Below are 19,430 nucleotides of genomic sequence, written 5' to 3'. Positions count from 1 at the left end.
GGACAGGGGAGGGCATTCCCGCTCCCGCGCGGACGGCGCCTGGGCCCGCTGAATGCTCGAGCGGCAGTCAAAGCGCTTGTCTAACGGACCTCCAGCAGCCGCACGCGCTTGTAGATGCGGCGGTCCAGCGGCATGCGCGTGTCGATGAAGCCGAGCGCTTCGTCGAACTCGAAGGTGAACGTGGGAATGGGCGGGCTGATGGAGAGGATCAGCTCGAACTGCCAGAGGCTGACGATGCGCTCCCGGCCACTCACTGCTTCGGGTGGGGGCGGAGGCAGCTTCTCCGCAGCGGCGCGCACGTCCTTGACGGCTTCCTGGTCGACCTCCGGCTGGTGACTCGGGTCCACGAGCCTCACGTCCAGGAGCTGGCCCTGCGCGTCCTGCACCACGCGGATGGTGGCCCGGCGGGTGGCTCGGAACTCCTCGCGCATCTTCGCGCGCATCTCCTGGCGGGCGCGGAGCGCGGTGTCTCCCACGGTGCTGACGGGACGGCGCCGGTCGGACTCCGGTGCGTCCTTCGTGCCGAAGGCGCCTGAGGCGCCGTAGTTCTCCGCGCGCTCCAGCCAGATGCGCGAGAACGCGCGGCTTCGCTCCAGGCCCATGTCGAAGTAGCCCTGCAGGCCGTGCTCCTTGACGGAGCGGTCCGCGTCCCAGACCTTCAGCAGCGCCTTGCCGAGCTGGCTGAAGTACGGGTGCACCAGCCCGCGCTCCACCTTGCCCCGGCCGACGCCCTCCGCGACGAGGTCCTGCACGAGGTCCTGCGCCGTGGGCGGCGCGTGCGGGTCCGGGACTCCCGCGTCGAGCACGGCCACTGGCGAGTCCTGGTCCGTGCGCGGCGTCACCACGCGCGCCGCGAGCAACAGGGGCGCACCTGTGGGGTCCGCACGGGGAAGGTCCGTGGGCAGCAGGTCGGCGCGAGGTGCGTCCGTTATCGGAACGTCGGAAGCAGGGGGCGGCGGCCTGGGTGATTCTTGGGACGGAGTGACATGAGTTGCCGACGGAGCGGTGCGTGGCCGCTGTGCGATTCGGACTCGAAGAGGCGCCGCCAGCGGCTCGGGCGGTCGTGGGGCCACCCGGGTGTCAGCCATGGGCGACCCGGCCACCTCCACCTCGACCCACTCCACAGGGGACGCCACCTCCGCCACCGGCTCCGGAGCCCGGTGCACCTCACGCGGCTCTCCCAGCCCCAGGAGGAACCACAGGAGCCCATGGACACCCAGGCTGGCCGCGAGCGCTGGGAGGAGTCGTCGAGGGGGAGCCGGCGACATGGCCCCTGCTTTTAACCCCGCCCCCTCGCCGCGCCCGTCAATCCGCGGTGGAAATGGGAGGAAGGGTAGGAAAGTGCACCCTCCCGCGCTTAGGCTCGTCCTACACGGAGGAGTACACCCAGGATGGCGACCTCGCTGCTCGCGACGGATGGCTACAAGTTCAGCATGGCGGAGGCCGGCTGGCCCCTGCGCCAGGAGACCTTCTACTACTCGCACCGCAAGGGCGGTCTCCAGGTCATGCCGTTGGACCTCGCCGCCTTCGTCAAGGCGCTGATCCCCGAGCCGAAGCCCGAGGACTACGAGTTCCTCGCCCGCTACGACTACGAGATGGGCGTCGGCTTCAAGGCCGCCATCCTCCGCAAGGACAGGCTCACCGTCCGCGCCATTCCCCGCGGCGCGCTCTTCTACCCGCGCGAGCCCATCCTCACCGTCACCGGCCCCTCCGCGCTCGTGTCCTGGGTGGAGCCGCTGCTCCTGCAGCTCAACTACCGCATTCAAGTCGCCACCCAGGCGCTCTCGGACCGCGACACGCTGGCGCGCGCCCTCGCCACCGTCACCTGCGAGGAGCAGAAGGCCATCGCCCTGGAGACGCTCGACGCCGTCGGCGTGAAGCCCGTCCCCATCACCGTCGACTCCGAGGGCTACCTGCGCCGCGTGCGCGCCTCCGTGAAGGAGCTCGTCGACATCGTCGAGGACCCCTCGCGCATCTTCGAGGTGGGCCTGCGCGCCGCCACCTGCCAGGAGCACCACGAGCTGGCCCTGCGCGCCTGCAAGGAGGCCGGCGTCCAGCGCACCAGCAACGTCGAGGGCGCGCGCAAGCTCGGCATGATTCCCGTGGGCACCATGGGCCATGAGCACGTGCAGCGCTACGGCTCGGACGAGGCCGCCTTCCGCGCCATGCGCGAGCGCCGCCCCAGCCGCTCCAGCTACCTGCTCGACACCTTCGACACGCTCACCTCCGGCATCCCCGCCGCCTTCCAGCTCATCCGCGAGGACCCGTCCGCGCAGGACTCCATCCGCTTCGACTCGGGCAACAAGAAGCTCCAGTACCTCTACGCCGTCACCCGCGCGCGCGACGCGGGCGTCCGTCCCGTCAACATCCTCGAGGACGGCCTGGACGCGCAGGCCACCCGCGAGTTCGAGGACCTGCGCCGCCAGGTGGGCTGGGAGCCGACGGCGCAGTTCTACGGCTACGGCGGCCACATCGTCGCGCGGACCATGGACTGCCCCTTCACCCGGGACCGCGTCGCCGCCATCTACAAGCTGGCTCGCACCGGCCACACGCCCGTCATGAAGTTCGGCAACGAGCTGGCCGAGGGCAAGCAGAGCATCCCCGGCACGCCCGTCCTCTTCCGCCGCCGCCATGGCTCCGGGCCCATCGGGCTCGTCGGCCAGGAGGGCGAGCCGGTGCCCGAGGGCTACTTCCCCCTCATGGAGAGCGCGTCCGAGGCGCCGTCGCTCGTCGGCGCGCATGAGTCCGCCACCGACGCCCGCGTCGCCTATACCCCGGCCACCCAGGCGCTCGTGGAGGAGCTGACGCGGCGCCACTTCCCCCGCGGCCGCTGAGCACCTTTTCGCGCGAAGGTCATCCCGAGGACGCCATGCCCCTGCCCATGCCCCGCTTCCATGACGACGCGCGCGCCGGTCAGCTCCAGTTGGAGCGCGGCGCCCAGGTCGCCGAGGAGGCCCGCCGCTACGCCGCCGAGCACCGCATCCGCCCCGCCCGCGAGGACAAGCTCCGAATCGCCGCCTTCGGCATCGACGTGCAGGTGGCCTTCTGCACTCCCGGCGCCAGCCTCTTCGTCCCCGGCGCCGTCGAGGACACCCAACGCGCGCTGCGCTTCCTCTACTCGCACCTGGACCGCATCACCGAGCTGGTCTTCTCGCTCGACACCCACCGGGCGTTCCAAATCTTCCACCCCGCCTGGTGGCGCGACGCGGAAGGGCGGCCTCCCGCGCCGCTGTCGGTGATTACGGCCGCGGACGTGCGGTCCGGGAAGTGGCAGGCCACCCGCTACCCGGAGGAGAGCCTCGCCTACTGCGAGCGGCTGGAGGCCAGCGGCCGGTACGTGCTCACCATCTGGCCCTACCACGCGCTCCTCGGCGGCCTCAGCCACGCGCTGGTGCCCGCCGTCTACGAGGCCAGTCTCTTCCACGCTCTCGTGCGCGACACGCCCACGCACTTCGAGCTCAAGGGCGAGCACCCCCTCACGGAGAACTACTCCGTCCTCTCCCCCGAGGTGACGGAGGTGAAGGGGCAGAAGGTGGGCGAATTCAACACGCGCCTCTTCGAGCACCTGATGTCGTTCGACCGCGTGTACGTCTTCGGGCAGGCCAAGTCCCACTGCGTCCTGTCCACGCTGCAGGACCTGAAGCAGCACATCGAGCGGACGGACCGCTCGAAGATGGGGCGCATCTTCATCCTCGAGGACGCGATGAGCCCCGTGCCCGCGCCTCCGCTGGACCCGCTGCCTCCCGCGCTGGACTTCCCCCGCGTGGCGGACGCCGCGCTCCAGGACTTCCGAGCCGCCGGCATGCGCGTGGTGAAGACGACGGACCCGCTCGACGGCTGAACCGCTCCCTCCGGCTCCGGGGCGGCGGTGGTGTTGCCTCCATGAGGTAACATTGCGCCGTTGTTCCCGGCCTCCAGGTTGTGCCCTACCGCTTTCGAGGAGGCCTGGAAGAGCGTCGACGCCGAGTGAGTGCCTCTATCGCCCCTTGAGCCGCCCCGCGCACCACCGCGCCGCGGCCTCGCAGAGCGTCTTCGAGGGCGAGTCTTCCGGATGGGCCTGCGTGGCCAGCTCCACCACCTCGTGGAAGAGGTCCAGCTCCAGCCCGTCCTCGCGCTTCACGGTACCGGCGAAGAGCACCACCGGCGTGCCGTGCTCGCGGGCCAGCCGGGCGATTCCACCCGGGCCCTTGCCCAGGGACGTCTGCCGGTCGAAGCGGCCCTCGCCGGTGAGCACCACGTCCGCCAGCAGCACGCGGCGCTCCAGGCCCAGCGCGCGAGACACCAGCTCGTAGCCGGGCACCAGTCGCGCGTCCGCCAGCGCCACCAGCCCGAACCCGAAGCCTCCCGCCGCGCCCGTGCCGGGCCAGCCCGCGGACGTGTCACCCACCACGAATGCGAGGTGCGCCAGCGCCGCTTCCAATTCCTCCACCGCCGCGGCGTCCGCGCCCTTCTGCGGCCCGAAGAGGCGCGCGGCACCGTCCGGCCCCTGCAGCGGAGACGTGACGTCCGTGGCGCCCAGCACCTCCACCGAGCCCAGCCTCGGGTGGCGCCTGCTGGCATCCACCCGGGCGAGACGGGAGAGCGCGGCGCCTCCGGGAGGCAGCGGCTGTCCCTGCGCGTTCAGGAAGCGGTAGCCCAGCGCGGACAGGGCGCCGGTGCCTCCGTCCGTCGTGGCGCTGCCGCCAAGCCCGACGATGAGGCGCTCGCAGCCGGCGTCCAGCGCCGCGCGCATCAGCTCGCCGGTGCCGTACGTGGAGGCGCGCCGCGCGTCGCGTGCCTCGGGGGGCAGCAACGACAGGCCGGAGGCCGCCGCCATCTCCACCACCGCCGTGCGCCCGTCCTCCAGCAGCGCCCAGTGCGCCTCCACGGGCGCGCCCAGCGGGCCCTGCACCACCTGCGTGCGGCGCTCACCGCGCGTGCCAGCGAGGAGCGCGTCCACGGTGCCCGGGCCGCCGTCCGCCAGCGGGGCGATGTCCAGCACCACCTCCGGTGAGCACTCGCGAATGCCCTTGGCCATCGCCTCCGCTGCCTCGGCGGCGGTGAGCGTGCCCTTGAACTCCTGAGGTGCGACGAGCCAGCGGGGAGAAATCACGGGGTGGGCACCGGGTCCTTCCTGGGAGCGTCCGAAGGCGTCGATGAAGTGTTGGCGGGAGGCGGGGCGGGCCGCACGTCCAGGCCGCCCTCCGGCACGGCGCGCGACTCGCACCGCTCCTCGAGTCCGAGCTGCACGCAGCGCTCGCTGGCGCTGCACCGGCCGCGGCAGGGCAGGGGCTCGCAGTAGCCGGTGACCGCGTCACACGCCGTGCCCACGGGGCAGGTGGCGTAGCAGCCTCCCGCGGCGCGCTGCGCGGCGGCGCTGCCCATGGCGATGCTGGTGTTGATGAGCGCGTTGACGACGGCCCCGTCCGCGCCCCGGCAGCCGGCGAACACGAGCAATGCGATGAGCCACCGACGCTTTCCTGCCGCCCTCATCGCGCTTCGCTCTCCGGCCATGGCGTGAGTGCAGGTCTACCACTCCGCGGGCGTTTCGGATCCGCGGTTCCGCACGCCAGGGACACAGGTATTCCGGAGTTGCTGAGTAGCCGTGAGTCCAGGCACGGAATCATGGCGTGGAGGCCCCCCCGGGCGGCGCGTGGGGGGCCGCATCGGCCCAGGCCTCCGCGTGCCATTCCAGCAGGGGCCTCGGCGCCTTCAGGGCCGGGGCCACGCGCTGGGAGATGCGCTCCAGCCGCTCCAGCAGTGCGCCCACCGTTTCAGCCGGCTGGCGCACGGGGCCGCGGATGCGCTCGCAGAAGAAGGTGCGGCAGCCGAAGGGCCGGTCCGCGTACACGCTGCACCGCTTGCCCGTCGCATCCAGGTACGGACAGCCTCCGTCCTCGCGCGGCGGGGGCAGCGGGCGGCCCCGGGAGAGCAGCTCCCACTCCGGTTGCCACAGCCAGGGCTGGCGGCCGGTGCGCGCGAGCTGGCAGCACTCGCCGCTGGCCGGACAGGAGAAGGGGGCGTACGCAGCGTCCGCCTGACGGTAGACGGTGCGCACCTCCTTGAGTGCCCGCTCGCGCTCCCGCGTGCCCCCCGCCGGCGCGTCGTCGTCCTGCTCGTCCCAGTCCCGCGTCCGCATGTCTCCGGTGTTCTCGCACGTCTCCCGGGCCGGGGTCGACGTGCCCGGTCAGGTGTCCTCTACAGCACGCGGAGGACGAAGCACTTGAGGTACCGCGTCTCGCGCAGGTTCAGCAGCACGGGGTGGTCCCTCCCAGCGCCGCGCCGCTCGATAATCTGTACCCGCCGCTTCGCGTCCGCTGCGGCCGAGGCCAGCATGTCCTCGAACGCCTGCTCGTCCACGTGGTACGTGCAGCTCGCGCTGATGAGGATGCCGCCGGGCCTGAGCAGCTGCATGGCGCGCAGGTTGATTTCCTTGTACCCGCGCAGCGCCGAGGCGATGGCGTCCTTGTTCTTCGCGAAGGACGGCGGGTCCAGGACGATGGTGTCGAAGTGCTTGCCCTCGTCCACCGCGTCGCGGAGGAAGTCGAAGGCGTTCGCCACCACCACGTCCAGATTGGACAGCTTGTTGGCGGCGGCATTCTCGCGAATCAGCCCGGCCGCGGCGTCCGAGATTTCGATGGCCGTCACGTGCTTCGCCCGCGTGGCGAGCTGCAGCGCGAAGCCGCCCACGTACGCGAAGCAGTCCAGCGCCTCGCCGTGCGCGTAGTGCGCCGCCATGACGTGGTTCTCCCGCTGGTCCAGGAAGGCGCCCGTCTTCTGGCCCTCCAGCAGGTCCGCGCGCATGCGCACCATGCCCTCGTCGAAGGACACGGGGCCGGGCAGCTCACCCCGCAGCAGGCCCTTCTCCGGCGTGAGTCCCTCCAGGTTGCGCACGCCCACGTCCGAGCGGTTGATGATGCCGCGCGGGTGGAACTGCTGCTCCAGCAGGTCCACGAAGAGCGCCTTGCGCTGCTCCGTCGCGGGCACGAGGAACTGGCAGCTCAGGTAGTCGCCGTAGCGGTCCACCACGAGGCCCGGAATCCCGTCCGCCTCGCCATGGATGAGGCGGTACGTCTTCTCGCCGGGCAGCGCGCGGCGGCGCAATTCGTCCGCGGCCAGCAGGCGCTGACGGAAGAAGTCCGCGTCCACCGCCACGTCGTCGAAGCTGAGCCAGCGCAGCGAAATCTTCGACTGCTTCGAATAGAAGGCCTTGCCGAGGAACCAGCCGCGGCCGTCCACCACGCGCACCACCTCGCCGCCCGCGAGGGCCGGGTCGCCGTTGAGGTCGGCGCGGTAGATCCACGGGTGGCCGGCCTGCCAGCGCTCGACGCCCCGGCGCACCAGCGACACCTGGGGGAGGCCGTCCGGGCCGATGTCCGGCGTGGTGCGGTCCGGGGCGGGCTTCTCCGGGCGGGCGTGGGGGCGGTTGCGGCCCTGGGGCGGGGAGGAGGGCCTCCCAGCGCGGTGGGGAGACGGGGGCTTGGGGGAGGTGGGCATGGCGTTGGCGGCGTATACTCGCAACCCGCGTGAGATACGAGTTGCTCCTCCAAACGATGACGCCGGGCGTACCCTACGAGCCGGCGCGGGTGGATGCCCTGCTGGCCGAACGGCGGGTAGCCGCCCGCCCGGACGGCCTGCGCGTCTGGCGCCTGCGCGGCGGGGAGGTGGAGGTGGCCGAGCTTCGGGAGGGCGGCCAGGTGGTGGCCACCGAGCTGCGCGTGCCGCTGTCGGACCGGCCGGACCTGGTGCGGGAGGTGGTGACCGAGGCGGCGACGCTGGCCGCCGAGGCCGGGGCCCGGCTGGTGGACCCGCAGCTCGGCCGCTCGCTGGGCGCCAATGACGACGGCGTGGTGGTGGAGCAGTACATGCGGACCGCGTGGTACGCGGGGCACGTGGCCGGCATGTCGGAAGTCATGAGCGTGCCGAGTCCCTCGGCGACAGGGGACTCGTCGAGCATGTTGCCGTCGGGGCGCCTCATCCTCATCGCCATCGGCGTGCTGTTCGCCCTGTACGTCGTGGTGGACAGGCTGCTGTCCAATCTCGCCGGAAGCTGAGCGGCGCGGGGCCGGTTGTCCGGCACGGGGCGGGGCGGCGCGTTAGGGTGGGGGCGTGTTCAAGTACCTCCTGCTCGCCTTCACCGTGGTGCCCTTCATCGAGCTGTACCTGCTGCTGGCCATTGGCCGGGAGGTGGGCTTCGTGCCCACGCTCGCCATGGTGCTGCTGACGGGCCTGGTGGGCGCGTGGCTCGCCCGGCGGGAGGGCAGCCGCGTGATGCGGAGCTGGCGCGAGTCCATGGCCCGCGGACAGGTGCCCGAGGAGGGCATCCTCAGTGGCGCGCTGGTGCTGGTGGGCGGCGCGCTGCTCGTGGCGCCGGGCGTGTTCACCGACGTGGTGGGATTGCTGTTGCTGCTGCCTCCCACGCGCCGCCTCGTGGCCGCGCGGGTGCGGAAGTCCCTGGAGCGCAAGGTGCGCGACGGCGCGGTGCGCGTCACCACCGTGGGCTTCGGCGGTTTCAGTGGTCCGAGCAGTGCGGGGCCGTTCTCCGGGAGCGTCTTCGATGAGGGCCCCGGAGCGCCGTCGCGCCAGCGGCAGCAATCCCAGGCCGAGGTGGACGCGGAGTTCTCCGAGGACGAGCCGAGGCACTGAGGATTGGCTGAACGGCGGGTGTCCCCTGGCTCAGCGGGAGACGCCGCGAGGCGTCCCGTGGAGGCCCGCTCAGCGCAGCAGGTAGTCGCCGGCCACGAAGCCGAGCGTCATCGCCAGCACCAGCAGCGCGCCCTGCAGCTTCGGCGGCGCCGGAAGAGGGATGTCGAGCAGACGGCAGCCGGCGCCGATGGCCAGCGCGAGGACGAGTCCGACAATCGCCATCATCACGCGCGCGTCCTCCGCGTCTCACCCGTGGGCCCGCCACAGTTGACCTTGCTGTGCGCGGGGTGCTTCGCCAGCCACGCATCCGTCACCACGTAGCCGCTCGTCATCGCGACCACGAGGAGCGCGCCCGCCAGCAGCGGCGGCGCGGGGGCGGGAATGCCCAGCCAGCGGCAGCCGAAGCCGATGCCCAGGCCCAGCAGCAGTCCGATGAACAGTTTCAGATTCAAGGCAGGTCCTCCTCCAAGGTGACGTTGCGAGATGTGGATGGCGAGGCGGTGGCGAAGTGGCGCACCACCGGAGGCTGCGCACCGCGATGCAGCGTGCGGAGCGCGTCCTGGATTCGCTTCTCCTCGTTCGTGACGCGCTCGTGCTGGCGCAGGTGCTCCATCCAGGACGCGACGAGGAAGTATTCGAGGAAGCAGCCAGGTTCGGCCGCGTCCTCCATCACGCCCCACTGCATCGCTCCGTCGCGCCGCCGCGTTTCACCGAGCAGGTGCAACTGGTGCAGGAACTCGTCACGCGCCACGGACTCGATTCGGTACTCCACCGTCACCAGCACCGGGCCCCGGTCAGGGGCCATGTCACCGGCCACGGCGGGCGCGGGCCAGTGCTTCGAAGGCGAGGTGTCCCGCCCCATGGCCGCGCTCAGCCGGAAGCGCAGCGAGAAGAATCCCGCGACCACCGCCGACGCGGCAGCCGCTGTCAGCGCGACTTCGGTGCCGGCCTGCTGTGCGACGGTGCCCCAGAGCAGGCTGCCGCCCGCCATGCCCGCGGAGAAGGTCCCGATGTAGAGCGCCAGCGCGCGGGCCCGGACCCACGTGGGCACCGATACATGCGCGGCCGTCTGTAGCGAGGACAGCACGACAATCCACGCCGCGCCGCTGAACAGCATCGCCAGCCCGAGGACGCGCACGTCCCGCACGGCCGCGAGCGTCAGCATGGTGACGGCGTAGAGCAGCGTGGCGCCCAGCACCAACCGGTCCGCATCCAGCCGGCTGCGCAGCTTCGGCAGGACGATGGCGCCAGCGACGGCACCCAGGCCCATGCAGCCCAGCAGCGCTCCATACGTGCCCGCACCCGCGGAGAGCTGCTGGCGGACCACGATGGCCAACTGCGAGGGCAGGGCGCTGGCAAACACGAAGAAGCAGGCCGACTTGAACAGCACCGACCGGAATTCGCTCGCCCGCGCCGCGTAGCGGAGCCCGGCCCGCAGCGCGAGGCCGAAGGGCTCGGAGGGCAGGGACGAGACCGGTGCCACCCGCCGCCAGCGCCACAGCACCATCACCACGCCCAGGAACGACACCGCATTCATGGTGAATGCCCACGCCGCGCCGAAGCGCGCCACGATGAGCCCGCCCAGCGCGGGGCCGATGGAGCGCGCGATGTTGACGCCGATGGAGCTCAGCGCCACCGCGGGTGCCAGCAGCGGGCGTGGCACGAGCTCCGCCGTCGTCGCGGCCTGCGCCGGCATGGCCATGGCCGCGCCCGCGCCCATCGCGAAGGTCAGCACCAGCAGTGTCCCCGAGTCGAGCCGGTCCGCGTGCGCCAGCAGCGCGAGCACCGTGGCCATGACGAGCATCCACAGTTGCACCACGATGAGGTAGCGCCGCCGGTCGACGATGTCCGCCAGCGTGCCGGCCACGAGCGCGAACGTCACCACCGGCAGCGTCGTCGCGGCCTGCACCGAGGCCACCATCAGCGGCGAGTTCGTGCGCTCCGACATGAACCATGCGGCGGCGACGTCATGCACCCAGGTGCCGATGTTGCTGGCCAGCACCGCCAGCCACAGCGCCCGGAAGGTGGAGTGGCCGAGCGGCGCCCACGCGCCCACGGCTGGCGCAGGGGGCGCGGACGTCCCTATGGCGGTGGCGTCAGAAGACATGGCACGCGCAGCCGAGCGCACCCCAGAAGCTGAACAGCCCACCGTGCTCGTTGGAGCGGCTCGGGGGCTTCACGCGGTGCGCGCTGCACATCTCACCGGGCGCGTGCACGTGCCTCCGTTCGTTGGCGAGCCCCAGGCGCGCGGCCGGAATCGGCGCACCCTGGTAGCCGCCGAAGCGATTCACCGGCGACCAGTCCGGCATGGCGCCCGGAAGGTTGGGGGCGAGCGGGCCGAACTCACCAGTGCCGTGCACCACCCGTCCGCCCAACACCGTCAGCACGCTGGTGATGTCCTTGATGCCCTCTTCCTCGACGCCGAAGAAGTCCGAGGACAGCAGCGCGAAGTCCGCGAAGTAGCCCGGCTTGAGGAGCCCCTTGCGGTCCTGCTCGTGCGAGAACCAGGCGCTGCCGTGCGTCCAGAGGCGCAGCGCCTCCTCGCGCTCCAGGCGGTTGTCGTCGCCATACATGGGCAGCCCGCCCACGGTGCGGCCGGTGACGAGCCAGTACAGCGACACCCACGGGTTGTAGCTGGCCACGCGCGTCGCATCCGTGCCGCCGCCCACCGGGATGCCCGCGTTCAGCATCCGCCGGACCGGAGGCGTGTGCGCGAGCGCCTGCGAGCCATAGCGCTCCGCGAAGTACTCACCCTGGTACGCCATGCGGTGCTGGATGGCGATGCCGCCCTGCAGCGCGCGGATGCGGTCGATGTTCCGCTCGGAGATGGTCTCCGCGTGGTCGATGAACCAGTGCAGGCCGTCGAACGGCACGTCGCGGCTCACCTTCTCGTAGACATCCAGCACGCGGCTGATGCTCTCGTCGTAGGTGGCGTGGATGCGGAACGGCCAGCGGCGCTCGGCCAGCAGGCGCACCACGGATTCCAGCTCGCCCTCCATGCCTGGCGGCAGCTCCGGACGCGGCTCGCGGAAGTCCTCGAAGTCCGCGGCGGAGAAGACGAGCATCTCTCCCGCGCCGTTGTGGCGGAGCAGGTCATCACCCTGGAGCGGCTTCAACAGCTTCGACCAGCGGTCGAAGTCCGCCAGCTCGCCGCCCTTCTTCTGCGTGAAGAGGTTGTAGGCGATGCGCACCGTCAGCTCACCGGACGCGTGCAGCCGCTGGATGATGTCGTAGTCCTCCGGGTAGTTCTGGAAGCCGCCGCCCGCGTCGATGACCGAGGTGATGCCCAGCCGGTTCAGCTCGCGCATGAAGTGGCGCGTGGAGTTGAGCTGGTACTCCGGCGGCAGCTTTGGCCCCTGCGCCAGCGTGGCGTAGAGGATGAGCGCGTTGGGGCTGGCCAGCAGCAGGCCGGTGGGGTTGCCCGCCCTGTCCCGATCGATGCGCCCACCAGGCGGGTCCGGCGTGTCCTTCGTGTAGCCCACGGCGCGCAGCGCGGCGCGGTTGAGGAGCGCGCGGTCATACAGGTGCAGGATGAAGACCGGCGTCTCCGGCGCGGCGGCGTTGAGCTCGTCGAGCGTGGGCAGGCGACGCTCGGCGAACTGGTGCTCCGTGAAGCCGCCCACCACGCGCACCCACTGCGGCGCCGGAGTGCGCGCCACCTGCGCCTTCAGCAGGGCCATGGCGTCCGACAGCGAGCGGACGCCATCCCAGCGCAGCTCCATGTTGTAGTTCAGGCCTCCGCGAATCAGGTGGAGGTGGCTGTCGTTGAGGCCGGGAATCAGCCGCCGGCCACGCGCGTCGATGATGCGAGTGCCCGGCGTCGAGTGCTTCAGCACCGAGGGCTCGTCCCCCACCGCCACCAGGACTCCGTTGGCGACGGCCAGGGCTGTCGCTTCCGGATGGTCCCGGTCCAGCGTGGTGATTCGGGCGTTGCGGACAATGAGGTCGGCCATCGGTGCAAGTCTCCTGCGGGTACTGTCGGGTCGAGCGTCGCGGCGCGCTCAGTGGCCGCCTTCGGAACCGCCGAACATCGTCTTGGCGTACTGGATGCCGAGGCCGTAGCCGCCGCCGTGCGTGGAGGCGATGCCCGTCGTCAGCGCGTAGGTGGCGCTCCGGGCCCAGTCGCGCTGCAGCTCCAGCAGGTACTGCACGCTGGTCATCGGCACCGCGCCGGCCTGAATCATCCGCTGCACCGCGCGCTCGTGCGCCTCGTCGGAGACGTCACCGCAGGCGTCGGTGATGACGTACGCCTTGAAGCCCTGGTCGATGGCCGACAGCACCGGGCCGACGATGCACACGCCAGTCCAGAGGCCGGCGATGACCAGCCGGTCCTTGCCGAAGCCATTGACGGCCTCGATGACATGCGAGTCCTCCCAGGCATTCATCGTCGTGCGGTCCCGGACCTTCGCGTCGGGGAACGCCGCCGTGAGCTCGGGAAACAGGGGGCCGGAGAAGCTCTTCTCCGCGACGGTGGTCAGCAGGGTGGGGACACCGAAGCCAGCGGCGGCCTTGGCAATCATCGCGGTGTTGTTGCGCAGCTGCACGATGTCGATGGACCGGGTGGCGAACGCCATCTGCGACTGGTGGTCGATGAGGATGAGCGCGTGGTCGCCGGGCGTGAGGAGGCTCTTTCCCGGGGTCGGGGTTGCCTTGGGCATGGAGGCTTCCTTGTGAGATGTGAGGAGGGGTGAAGCCCGACGGACAGGTGTCCGCCGGGAAACACGTGCATCAGGATACTGATGCGGGTCCGGGCGTCTTCCCCCGTTTGGGGGAGCGCGTCCTCACCTGGCGGGTCGCTCGTTGCGAGCGGTGCGGTGCGCGCTCAGCTGCGCGTGCCGAGCCGCGTTCCGCCACTGATGCTCGCATCCAGTGTCGTGGAACCCGCGCGCCACGGCCGCGCCTGCGCGAGCAACCAGCGCCCGAAGCGCGCCAGCAGCGCGCACACGACCAGCAGCGCCGCGGCCACGCCCAGCGCGGCGGGCACGCTCAGCGTGGGGCCGATGTGTCCGGCCAGGCCCGCGATGTCCGCCCAGCCGTAGACCACCGGCAGGTGCAGCACGTAGACCCAGAGCGACAGCCGGCCGAAGGGCGCCAGCAGCCCGCTGAGCCACCGCGGCGCGAGGTTCACCGCGCCCAGCACCATGAGCCCCTGGCCCACGCGGTACATCACCATCCACGGGCTCGTGGGAGCCCAGTCGGAAGGCACCACCCGCGTCAGCGCGAGCAGCCCGGCGCCCAGGGCCAGCAGCGCCAGCCCCTGCGGCCAACCCGGGCGCAGCAGGTGCAGCGCCTGCGCGGCCAGCGCGCCCGCGAAGAAGAACCCCGCCCAGGGGAAGAAGGGGAAGCGGCTGCCCTCGGCGCTGCCGATGAACTGCTGCAGCGGCCCCGGTAGCCCCGCGCCGAAGCGCCACATCGCCGTGCTCGCCAGCGGGATGCCCACCGCCAGCACGAGCAGCACGACTGACCGGCCCCAGCGCGGCGGTGCCAGCGCCAGCAGCGTGGAGCCCAGCAGGAGCGCGAAGCCGATGCATTGGAGCGCGTCGAAGGTGAAGACGTGCGAGAGCATCTGGGCCGACCAGCCCATGTCCCGCACCGCGCCCCAGCCCGGCCAGTGCAGCAGGTAGCCGAGGAAGATGAGCAGCAGGGAGCGGCGGAAGCGGCGCCCGTAGGTGTCGCGCGCCGCGTTGGGCTTCGTTCCCAGCGCCGCCACCACCGCCCAGCCACTCACCAGCAGGAACAGCGGCGCGGTGATGCCGCGGAAGGCCCAGTAGTGCTGCACCCACGGCAGGGCTCGCGCGGCCGGTGTCAGCAGCGCGTCCAGCGTGTGCCCCAGCACCATCGCCAAGACGGCGAGCCCACGCGCCCCGTCGAGTCCGGGGTGACGGGTGGGCTGCTTCTCGAAAGTGAACGAGGGGGCAGGTCGTTTCACGCGACCCGGAGCATAGGACGATGTGCGGGCCACGTCTCGAAAACGCACAATGGGAGAGGCGCCCAGACAGGTTGTCTGGTGCTACATGCCTGGGACATGCGACCGACCCGACGTTTGCTTCTGGGCCTGCTCCTCGTCCTGCCGGGCACGTCCGCGCTCGGGGCCTCCTCGGGGGATGACTGGCTGGGCACCGACAAGGCGAAGCACTTCGCCGTGTGTACGGTGCTCGCGGGCGCGGGCTACGGCGGTCGGGCGCTCCTGTTCGAGGAGCCCTCGGCGCGGTGGATTGCCGGCGCGGGGCTCGCGATGGGAGCGGGGCTGGGCAAGGAGCTGTACGACACGCGGAGTGGAGGCTCCGGTTTCTCCGTGAAGGACCTCGCGTGGGATGCAGTGGGGACGGCCACGGGGCTCGGCGTGGCGTACCTCGTGGACCGCTTCGTGTTCGGACGTGACGAGCCGGCGTCGCGGTCCGTGGCGCTACGCCCCGGTGCCTCGCTCATCCCCGCTGAGCCCGGTCGTTGGGGGCTCGCCCCGGGTGTCACCCTCGCTCTTGTCGGACGCGAGGGCCCGGCGGCGATAGAGGGGCGGGAGGACCTCCACCTCGCGCGCCGCGTCTCCCGCTCCGTTCCTGCCGTCGTCCTGCATCCATCCTCCTCGCCGGAAGCGCGCGCGGCGCACCAGACCGATGCCCCGCTGGTACTCGCTGAAACACGCGGAAGGACGAGGTAGCCGCGCGCCCCTGTCCTCGCAGGCACGGCCCGCCGGGCGGGCAGGGGAGCGCCTCCGGGCTCGTGCGTCCTGATGGATGCGGAAAGCTCGGGTGGGGGTGCGTCACATTGACGCGGAACGCTTCCTGCAAACCTGCTGTTAGCGTCGCGCCCGTCTCCGGCTTTCGCGGAGGGCCCACATCCCATGCTCCGAAATCGCCTGCTCCCGCTCCTCACGTTGTCTGCCCTGGGCGCCGCGGCGCTCCCCGCGTGCGAGCGCACCCCGGAGCCCGTGGTGGCACCCGCGCCCGCGCCCGCCGCGCCGGCACCTGTCGCCGCGAAGCCGCGCGCGCCGAAGCCGCTGACGCCCGAGCAGCTCACCCACTTCTTCCAGCCGCTGCCCAGGGCGAAGGACGCGAAGCCCGAGCCGAAGGACACCGAGGTCCAGGTGGCGCTGGGGCGCATGCTCTACTTCGAGCCGCGCCTGTCGAAGAACCACGACGTGTCCTGCAACACCTGCCACGGCCTGACGACGTTCGGCGTGGACAACAAGCCGCTGTCGGACGGGCACAAGGGGCAGAAGGGCTCGCGCAACTCGCCCACCGTGTACAACGCGGGCGGCCACATCGCGCAGTTCTGGGATGGGCGCGCGGATACGCTGGAGGCGCAGGCGCAGGGCCCCATCCTCAACCCGGTGGAGATGGCCATGCCCGACGAGAAGCGCGTCGTGGCCACGCTCAACTCCATCCCCGAGTACACCGCCCGCTTCCGCGAGGCCTTCCCCGGCGAGAAGAAGCCCGTGTCGCTGGCCAACGCCGCGCGCGCCATCGCCGCCTTCGAGCGTCGGCTCACCACGCCGTCCCGCTTCAGCCAGTACCTCGCGGGCAGGCACGACGCGCTCACCGAGCAGGAGCAGCGCGGCCTCCAGCTCTTCGCCACCACCGGCTGCACCACGTGCCACAACGGCCCGGCGGTGGGCGGCACGTCCTTCCAGAAGCTCGGCCTCGTGGAGGACTACCCGGGCCTCACCGACGCCGGCCGCTTCGACGCGACGAAGAACGAGGACGACCGGGGCAAGTTCCGCGTGCCCACGCTGCTCAACGTGGACAAGACGGGCCCGTACCTCCACGACGGCAGCGTGAAGGAGCTGCCCGCCATGGTGCGCCTCATGGCGAAACACCAGCTCGCCCGCACCCTCACGGACGCCGAGGTGGACGACCTGGTCGCCTTCCTCAAGAGCCTCACCGGCGAGCTGCCCTCGCAGGAGCTCATCTCCGCGCCGCCCCTGCCGCCCAGCACGCCGAGGACGCCCAAGCCGGACCCGTCCTGAAGCGTTACCTGAAACGCGCGTGAAACGTGCGTGGCGCCCCGCGCGTTGCTAAGCAGCGGGGCCCATGGACCGATTCTTCTTCTACGCCCACTCCGGGCTCCGCTACCTCGTGCTGCTCGCCGGGGTGCTGGCCCTCGCGTACTTCGCCTTCGGACTCGCCACGAAGCGGCCCTTCGACAAGGGCGGGCGCATCCTCGGCGCCTCCTTCGCGGGGCTGCTGCACACCCAGGTGCTGCTCGGCATCCTCGTGCTGGTGACGCGCGTCTACTACCCCGCGCTCATCGGCCACATCGTGATGATGGTGCTCGCGGCCGCCACCGCCCAGGTGACGATGTCCCTCAACCGCCGCCGCCCCCAGCCCGCCTTCGTGCTGCCCCTGATTGGCGTGGTGCTGGCGCTCGTCTTCATTGTCGGCGGCATCATGGCCATCGGCCGCGGCGTGTTCACCTCCACCGCGATGTGATGCGGCCGTATCGCGAGCGCGGCGCCCCCTTGCGGGAAAATGCTGCGCTCGCGCGGGCCTCGCGGCGCAAAAGCTGCGCTCCTTCAGCCGCTGATCCCCACAGTCCGCCTCTGTGTTGGCAAGCGGGCATCCTGGCCCTCTCATTGCAGTCATGACGCTGCGTGCCGGGCACTGAGCCCGGCCTCCCTTTGGAGGGGCACGCAGCGATGCGGACACAAGCCCTGGGCGGACGAAGGCCGAGATTCACGCGCGGCCTGTCCCCCGTCATTCAGCTCCTGGTCGTGCTGGTGGCACCCGCTGCGCTGGCGCAAGGCACCGCGCAGGGGGCGAAACTCTTCACCCAGCGTTGTGGCTCGTGCCACTCGATGGGCGAGGGCGACCGCGTGGGCCCCGACCTGCACGGCGTGCTGGAGCGCCGCGACGAGGTCTGGGTCACCCGCTTCCTGAAGAGCCCGGGCGCGCTCATCGACTCCGGTGACGCCGTCGCCGCCGGACTCCTGAAGCAGTTCAACGGCGTGCGCATGCCGGACCAGGCGCTCACCGACGACGAGCGCGCCAGCCTCTTCGCCTTCTTCCGCGACTGCACCGCGAAGGGGAAGGGGAACTGCAAGCCGACCCCCACCGCGAAGCCGGGCACGGACGCGACGCCGGAGGAAATCGCTCGAGGCCGCCGCCTCTTCGAGGGCGCCGAGCCGCTGGCGAATGGCGGCGCCGCGTGCCTCGGCTGCCACGACGTGCGCGGCGCGGGCGTGGCCGGCGGCGGCACGCTGGGCCCCAACCTCACCTTCACCTTCGCGCGCCTCGGAGACCGGGGCGTGACACCGCTCCTGGCGAAGCTGGACACGCCGCTGATGCGCGAGCTGTACGCGAAGACGCCTCTCACGGAGGAGGAGCAGTACGCCGTGAAGGCATACCTCGCGGACGTCTCGCGCGACGGCAGCCGGCCGCGCAAGGACAGGGACTTCTTCTACCTCGGCGTCGTCGGGCTCATCGCCGCGCTGGGATTCATCGGACTCGTCTGGGGGCCGCGCGGGAAGGACCCGCGCGCCCACTGACGGCGCTGCTCGTGCGAGGCCACCCGTGAGCGACTCCCTCCTCTTCTCCTTCCTTCCCTACGCGGCCGCCGTTACCGCCGTGGCGGGCACCGTGCACCGCCTGTCCACGCGCGAGCCCAAGCGCGCCCCCAGCGAGCCGTGGACGCCCGCGGGCCGCGCGGTGCTGGCCGGCGGCGTCACCGTGGCCCTCAACCACCTGTTGGGGCTGGCCGCGCCCAAGGCCATGCAGGCCTTCAGTGCCTCTCCGGCGCGCCTCTTCACGCTGGAGGCGGTGAGCCTCATCGGCGGCCTGCTGCTCGGCTGGGGCCTCTTGAGCCTCACCCTGCGCCGTGCGCGTGAAGGCCAGTGGGTGCTGGCCGGCTTCCTCGGCCTGCTGCTGGCGCAGGTGCTCACCGGCGTGCACATCGCCGTGACGCTGCGCTGGGCCTCGGCGTGGTACCTCCACCTCGCGGTGCCGTACCTGCGCTCGGTGCTGGCCTTCCATCCGGACGCGACGCCGCTGGCGCAGGCGCCGCTCGTCTTCCAGGTCCACCTCCTCTGCGGCTTCGTGCTGCTCGCGCTGGCCCCCTTCGCCCGCGCGCGGAAGGTCGCCGCCGTGGCGCGGGTGCCGCAGGCCACCGAGCCGAACCTCCTCGCCACGCCCCGGGAGGAGACCGCCCGCTGAAGCGCGCGGCCCACCGCCATGAACGACTCGATTCGCCTTCCACGCCTCAACCGCGCCGCCGGCCACGCGGGCGCGCTGCTGGCCCTGGCCCTGGCCGGCTGTAGCGGCCCGGTGAACAACCAGCAGGGCTACATGCCCGAGCAGCCCGTGGCCTTCTCCCACGCCGTGCACGCCGGCCAGTACGAACTGGACTGCCAGTACTGCCACGTGGGCGCGGAGAAGAGCCGCCATGCCGGCGTGCCCGCCTCCAGCGTGTGCATGAACTGCCACACGCAGGTGAAGACGGACTCGCCCGAAATCCAGAAGGTGGCGGCCGCGGTGTCGGCGAACAAGCCCATCGAATGGGTGCGCATCCACCGCCTGCCGGACCACGCGTACTTCAACCACGCCAGCCACGTCACCGCGGGCCTCAAGTGCCAGACGTGCCACGGCAAGGTGCAGGAGATGGTGCGGGTGGAGCAGGCCGAGCCGATGACGATGGGCTGGTGCCTGGACTGCCACCGCACGACGGCCGCGGAGCAGGTCTCCGCGCCTCCGCCCTCCGCGCCGCGCTCCGGCGAATTGCTCGCCATGTCCACCCAGGCCCCGGCGCCCGAGCCGCTGAAGGCCCCCCGAATCCTGCAGCCCCCGACGGACTGCTCGAGCTGTCACCGCTGA

At 71.5% G+C, this 19,430-nt stretch carries 21 protein-coding genes; 10 read left to right on the top strand and 11 right to left on the bottom strand.

The genetic code is table 11. The features are described 5' to 3' along the window. Window positions 1–80 precede the first annotated feature (80 nt). Complete coding sequence (locus ACVTJA_RS39305) at window positions 81–860, bottom strand: energy transducer TonB family protein (RefSeq protein WP_465828079.1); 780 nt, start codon at window positions 858–860, stop codon at window positions 81–83. 531 nt (window positions 861–1,391) lie between these two features. Between ACVTJA_RS39305 and ACVTJA_RS39300 the strand changes: the two genes are divergently transcribed. Together ACVTJA_RS39300 and ACVTJA_RS39295 are read left to right on the top strand one after the other, a co-directional pair. Continuing rightward, a complete protein-coding gene (locus ACVTJA_RS39300; RefSeq protein ID WP_465828075.1) occupies window positions 1,392–2,834 on the top strand; it encodes a nicotinate phosphoribosyltransferase in 1,443 nt (480 codons plus the stop codon). Between the two features lie 35 nt (window positions 2,835–2,869). Beyond that, on the top strand, window positions 2,870–3,841 hold the full coding sequence (locus ACVTJA_RS39295; protein ID WP_465828072.1) for a cysteine hydrolase family protein: 972 nt from the start codon (window positions 2,870–2,872) through the stop codon (window positions 3,839–3,841). Window positions 3,842–3,976: 135 nt separating this feature from the next. Here ACVTJA_RS39295 and ACVTJA_RS39290 read toward each other — a convergent pair whose 3' ends face one another. The 4 genes from ACVTJA_RS39290 to ACVTJA_RS39275 form a co-directional block, all read right to left on the bottom strand. Continuing rightward, a complete protein-coding gene (locus ACVTJA_RS39290) occupies window positions 3,977–5,092 on the bottom strand; it encodes a glycerate kinase (RefSeq protein WP_465828069.1) in 1,116 nt (371 codons plus the stop codon). Next, window positions 5,089–5,472, bottom strand: coding sequence for a hypothetical protein (locus tag ACVTJA_RS39285; RefSeq protein WP_465828065.1), 384 nt, complete (start codon window positions 5,470–5,472; stop codon window positions 5,089–5,091). Before ACVTJA_RS39285 ends, ACVTJA_RS39290 begins: the two co-directional genes overlap by 4 nt. Window positions 5,473–5,602: 130 nt before the next feature. Beyond that, window positions 5,603–6,118: a YkgJ family cysteine cluster protein gene (locus ACVTJA_RS39280; protein WP_465828061.1), complete on the bottom strand. Its 516-nt coding sequence runs from the start codon at window positions 6,116–6,118 to the stop codon at window positions 5,603–5,605. Between the two features lie 59 nt (window positions 6,119–6,177). Then, window positions 6,178–7,476, bottom strand: a complete 1,299-nt coding sequence (locus ACVTJA_RS39275; protein WP_465828058.1) for a class I SAM-dependent rRNA methyltransferase — start codon at window positions 7,474–7,476, stop codon at window positions 6,178–6,180. Between the two features lie 56 nt (window positions 7,477–7,532). Here ACVTJA_RS39275 and ACVTJA_RS39270 point away from each other — a divergent pair, with 56 nt between their 5' ends. Together ACVTJA_RS39270 and ACVTJA_RS39265 are read left to right on the top strand one after the other, a co-directional pair. Next, window positions 7,533–8,033, top strand: a complete 501-nt coding sequence (locus tag ACVTJA_RS39270) for a hypothetical protein (protein WP_465828056.1) — start codon at window positions 7,533–7,535, stop codon at window positions 8,031–8,033. A 55-nt stretch (window positions 8,034–8,088) separates the two neighbouring features. Beyond that, the gene (locus tag ACVTJA_RS39265) at window positions 8,089–8,625 is read left to right on the top strand and encodes an FxsA family protein (RefSeq protein WP_465828055.1); all 537 of its coding nucleotides are present in this window, start codon (window positions 8,089–8,091) and stop codon (window positions 8,623–8,625) included. Between the two features lie 69 nt (window positions 8,626–8,694). Here the strand turns inward: ACVTJA_RS39265 and ACVTJA_RS39260 are convergent, their stop codons facing one another. From ACVTJA_RS39260 to ACVTJA_RS39235, 6 genes are all read right to left on the bottom strand, one after another. Then, window positions 8,695–8,850: a DUF1427 family protein gene (locus ACVTJA_RS39260; RefSeq protein ID WP_465828052.1), complete on the bottom strand. Its 156-nt coding sequence runs from the start codon at window positions 8,848–8,850 to the stop codon at window positions 8,695–8,697. Continuing rightward, window positions 8,850–9,077 carry a DUF1427 family protein gene (locus ACVTJA_RS39255; RefSeq protein WP_465828050.1) on the bottom strand — a complete coding sequence of 76 codons (228 nt, stop codon included), beginning with the start codon at window positions 9,075–9,077 and terminating at the stop codon, window positions 8,850–8,852. The genes ACVTJA_RS39260 and ACVTJA_RS39255 overlap by 1 nt, the downstream gene beginning before the upstream one ends. Beyond that, entirely contained in the window at window positions 9,074–10,732 is a 1,659-nt protein-coding gene (locus ACVTJA_RS39250) for an MFS transporter (protein WP_465828049.1), read from the bottom strand. Before ACVTJA_RS39250 ends, ACVTJA_RS39255 begins: the two co-directional genes overlap by 4 nt. Then, window positions 10,722–12,578, bottom strand: coding sequence for an amidohydrolase (locus ACVTJA_RS39245; RefSeq protein WP_465828047.1), 1,857 nt, complete (start codon window positions 12,576–12,578; stop codon window positions 10,722–10,724). The genes ACVTJA_RS39250 and ACVTJA_RS39245 overlap by 11 nt, the downstream gene beginning before the upstream one ends. A gap of 48 nt (window positions 12,579–12,626) precedes the next feature. Further along, window positions 12,627–13,283, bottom strand: a complete 657-nt coding sequence (locus ACVTJA_RS39240; protein ID WP_465828046.1) for a hydrolase — start codon at window positions 13,281–13,283, stop codon at window positions 12,627–12,629. A 164-nt stretch (window positions 13,284–13,447) separates the two neighbouring features. Then, on the bottom strand, window positions 13,448–14,554 hold the full coding sequence (locus ACVTJA_RS39235) for an acyltransferase family protein (protein ID WP_465828044.1): 1,107 nt from the start codon (window positions 14,552–14,554) through the stop codon (window positions 13,448–13,450). Window positions 14,555–14,650: 96 nt separating this feature from the next. On the opposite strand from ACVTJA_RS39235, the gene ACVTJA_RS39230 reads away from it, so the two are divergent. The 6 genes from ACVTJA_RS39230 (at window position 14,651) to ACVTJA_RS39205 (ending at window position 19,430) form a co-directional block, all read left to right on the top strand. Next, the gene (locus ACVTJA_RS39230; protein ID WP_465828043.1) at window positions 14,651–15,283 is read left to right on the top strand and encodes a hypothetical protein; all 633 of its coding nucleotides are present in this window, start codon (window positions 14,651–14,653) and stop codon (window positions 15,281–15,283) included. Between the two features lie 183 nt (window positions 15,284–15,466). Next, on the top strand, window positions 15,467–16,591 hold the full coding sequence (locus tag ACVTJA_RS39225; RefSeq protein WP_465828041.1) for a cytochrome-c peroxidase: 1,125 nt from the start codon (window positions 15,467–15,469) through the stop codon (window positions 16,589–16,591). A 64-nt stretch (window positions 16,592–16,655) separates the two neighbouring features. Then, on the top strand, window positions 16,656–17,054 hold the full coding sequence (locus ACVTJA_RS39220) for a hypothetical protein (RefSeq protein ID WP_465828040.1): 399 nt from the start codon (window positions 16,656–16,658) through the stop codon (window positions 17,052–17,054). Between the two features lie 206 nt (window positions 17,055–17,260). Further along, window positions 17,261–18,109, top strand: coding sequence for a c-type cytochrome (locus ACVTJA_RS39215; protein ID WP_465828038.1), 849 nt, complete (start codon window positions 17,261–17,263; stop codon window positions 18,107–18,109). A gap of 25 nt (window positions 18,110–18,134) precedes the next feature. Then, window positions 18,135–18,773, top strand: a complete 639-nt coding sequence (locus tag ACVTJA_RS39210) for a respiratory nitrate reductase subunit gamma (protein ID WP_465828037.1) — start codon at window positions 18,135–18,137, stop codon at window positions 18,771–18,773. 18 nt (window positions 18,774–18,791) lie between these two features. Then, on the top strand, window positions 18,792–19,430 hold the full coding sequence (locus ACVTJA_RS39205) for a cytochrome c3 family protein (RefSeq protein ID WP_465828035.1): 639 nt from the start codon (window positions 18,792–18,794) through the stop codon (window positions 19,428–19,430).

The sequence above is a fragment of the Pyxidicoccus sp. M6 genome, assembly GCF_055568925.1.
This window is presented reverse-complemented; position numbering and strand designations above follow the sequence as displayed.

Excerpts from the sequence above, each read along its gene's own strand:
- ACVTJA_RS39205 (WP_465828035.1), top strand. The coding sequence starts at position 18,792 with ATGAACGACTCGATTCGCCTTCCACGCCTCAACCGCGCCGCCGGCCAC.
- ACVTJA_RS39215 (WP_465828038.1), top strand. The coding sequence starts at position 17,261 with ATGCGGACACAAGCCCTGGGCGGACGAAGGCCGAGATTCACGCGCGGC.
- ACVTJA_RS39285 (WP_465828065.1), bottom strand. The coding sequence starts at position 5,472 with ATGAGGGCGGCAGGAAAGCGTCGGTGGCTCATCGCATTGCTCGTGTTC.
- ACVTJA_RS39245 (WP_465828047.1), bottom strand. The coding sequence starts at position 12,578 with ATGGCCGACCTCATTGTCCGCAACGCCCGAATCACCACGCTGGACCGG.
- ACVTJA_RS39260 (WP_465828052.1), bottom strand. The coding sequence starts at position 8,850 with ATGATGGCGATTGTCGGACTCGTCCTCGCGCTGGCCATCGGCGCCGGC.
- ACVTJA_RS39295 (WP_465828072.1), top strand. The coding sequence starts at position 2,870 with ATGCCCCTGCCCATGCCCCGCTTCCATGACGACGCGCGCGCCGGTCAG.
- ACVTJA_RS39250 (WP_465828049.1), bottom strand. The coding sequence starts at position 10,732 with ATGTCTTCTGACGCCACCGCCATAGGGACGTCCGCGCCCCCTGCGCCA.
- ACVTJA_RS39270 (WP_465828056.1), top strand. The coding sequence starts at position 7,533 with ATGACGCCGGGCGTACCCTACGAGCCGGCGCGGGTGGATGCCCTGCTG.
- ACVTJA_RS39300 (WP_465828075.1), top strand. The coding sequence starts at position 1,392 with ATGGCGACCTCGCTGCTCGCGACGGATGGCTACAAGTTCAGCATGGCG.
- ACVTJA_RS39225 (WP_465828041.1), top strand. The coding sequence starts at position 15,467 with ATGCTCCGAAATCGCCTGCTCCCGCTCCTCACGTTGTCTGCCCTGGGC.
- ACVTJA_RS39240 (WP_465828046.1), bottom strand. The coding sequence starts at position 13,283 with ATGCCCAAGGCAACCCCGACCCCGGGAAAGAGCCTCCTCACGCCCGGC.
- ACVTJA_RS39230 (WP_465828043.1), top strand. The coding sequence starts at position 14,651 with ATGCGACCGACCCGACGTTTGCTTCTGGGCCTGCTCCTCGTCCTGCCG.
- ACVTJA_RS39275 (WP_465828058.1), bottom strand. The coding sequence starts at position 7,476 with ATGCCCACCTCCCCCAAGCCCCCGTCTCCCCACCGCGCTGGGAGGCCC.
- ACVTJA_RS39280 (WP_465828061.1), bottom strand. The coding sequence starts at position 6,118 with ATGCGGACGCGGGACTGGGACGAGCAGGACGACGACGCGCCGGCGGGG.
- ACVTJA_RS39220 (WP_465828040.1), top strand. The coding sequence starts at position 16,656 with ATGGACCGATTCTTCTTCTACGCCCACTCCGGGCTCCGCTACCTCGTG.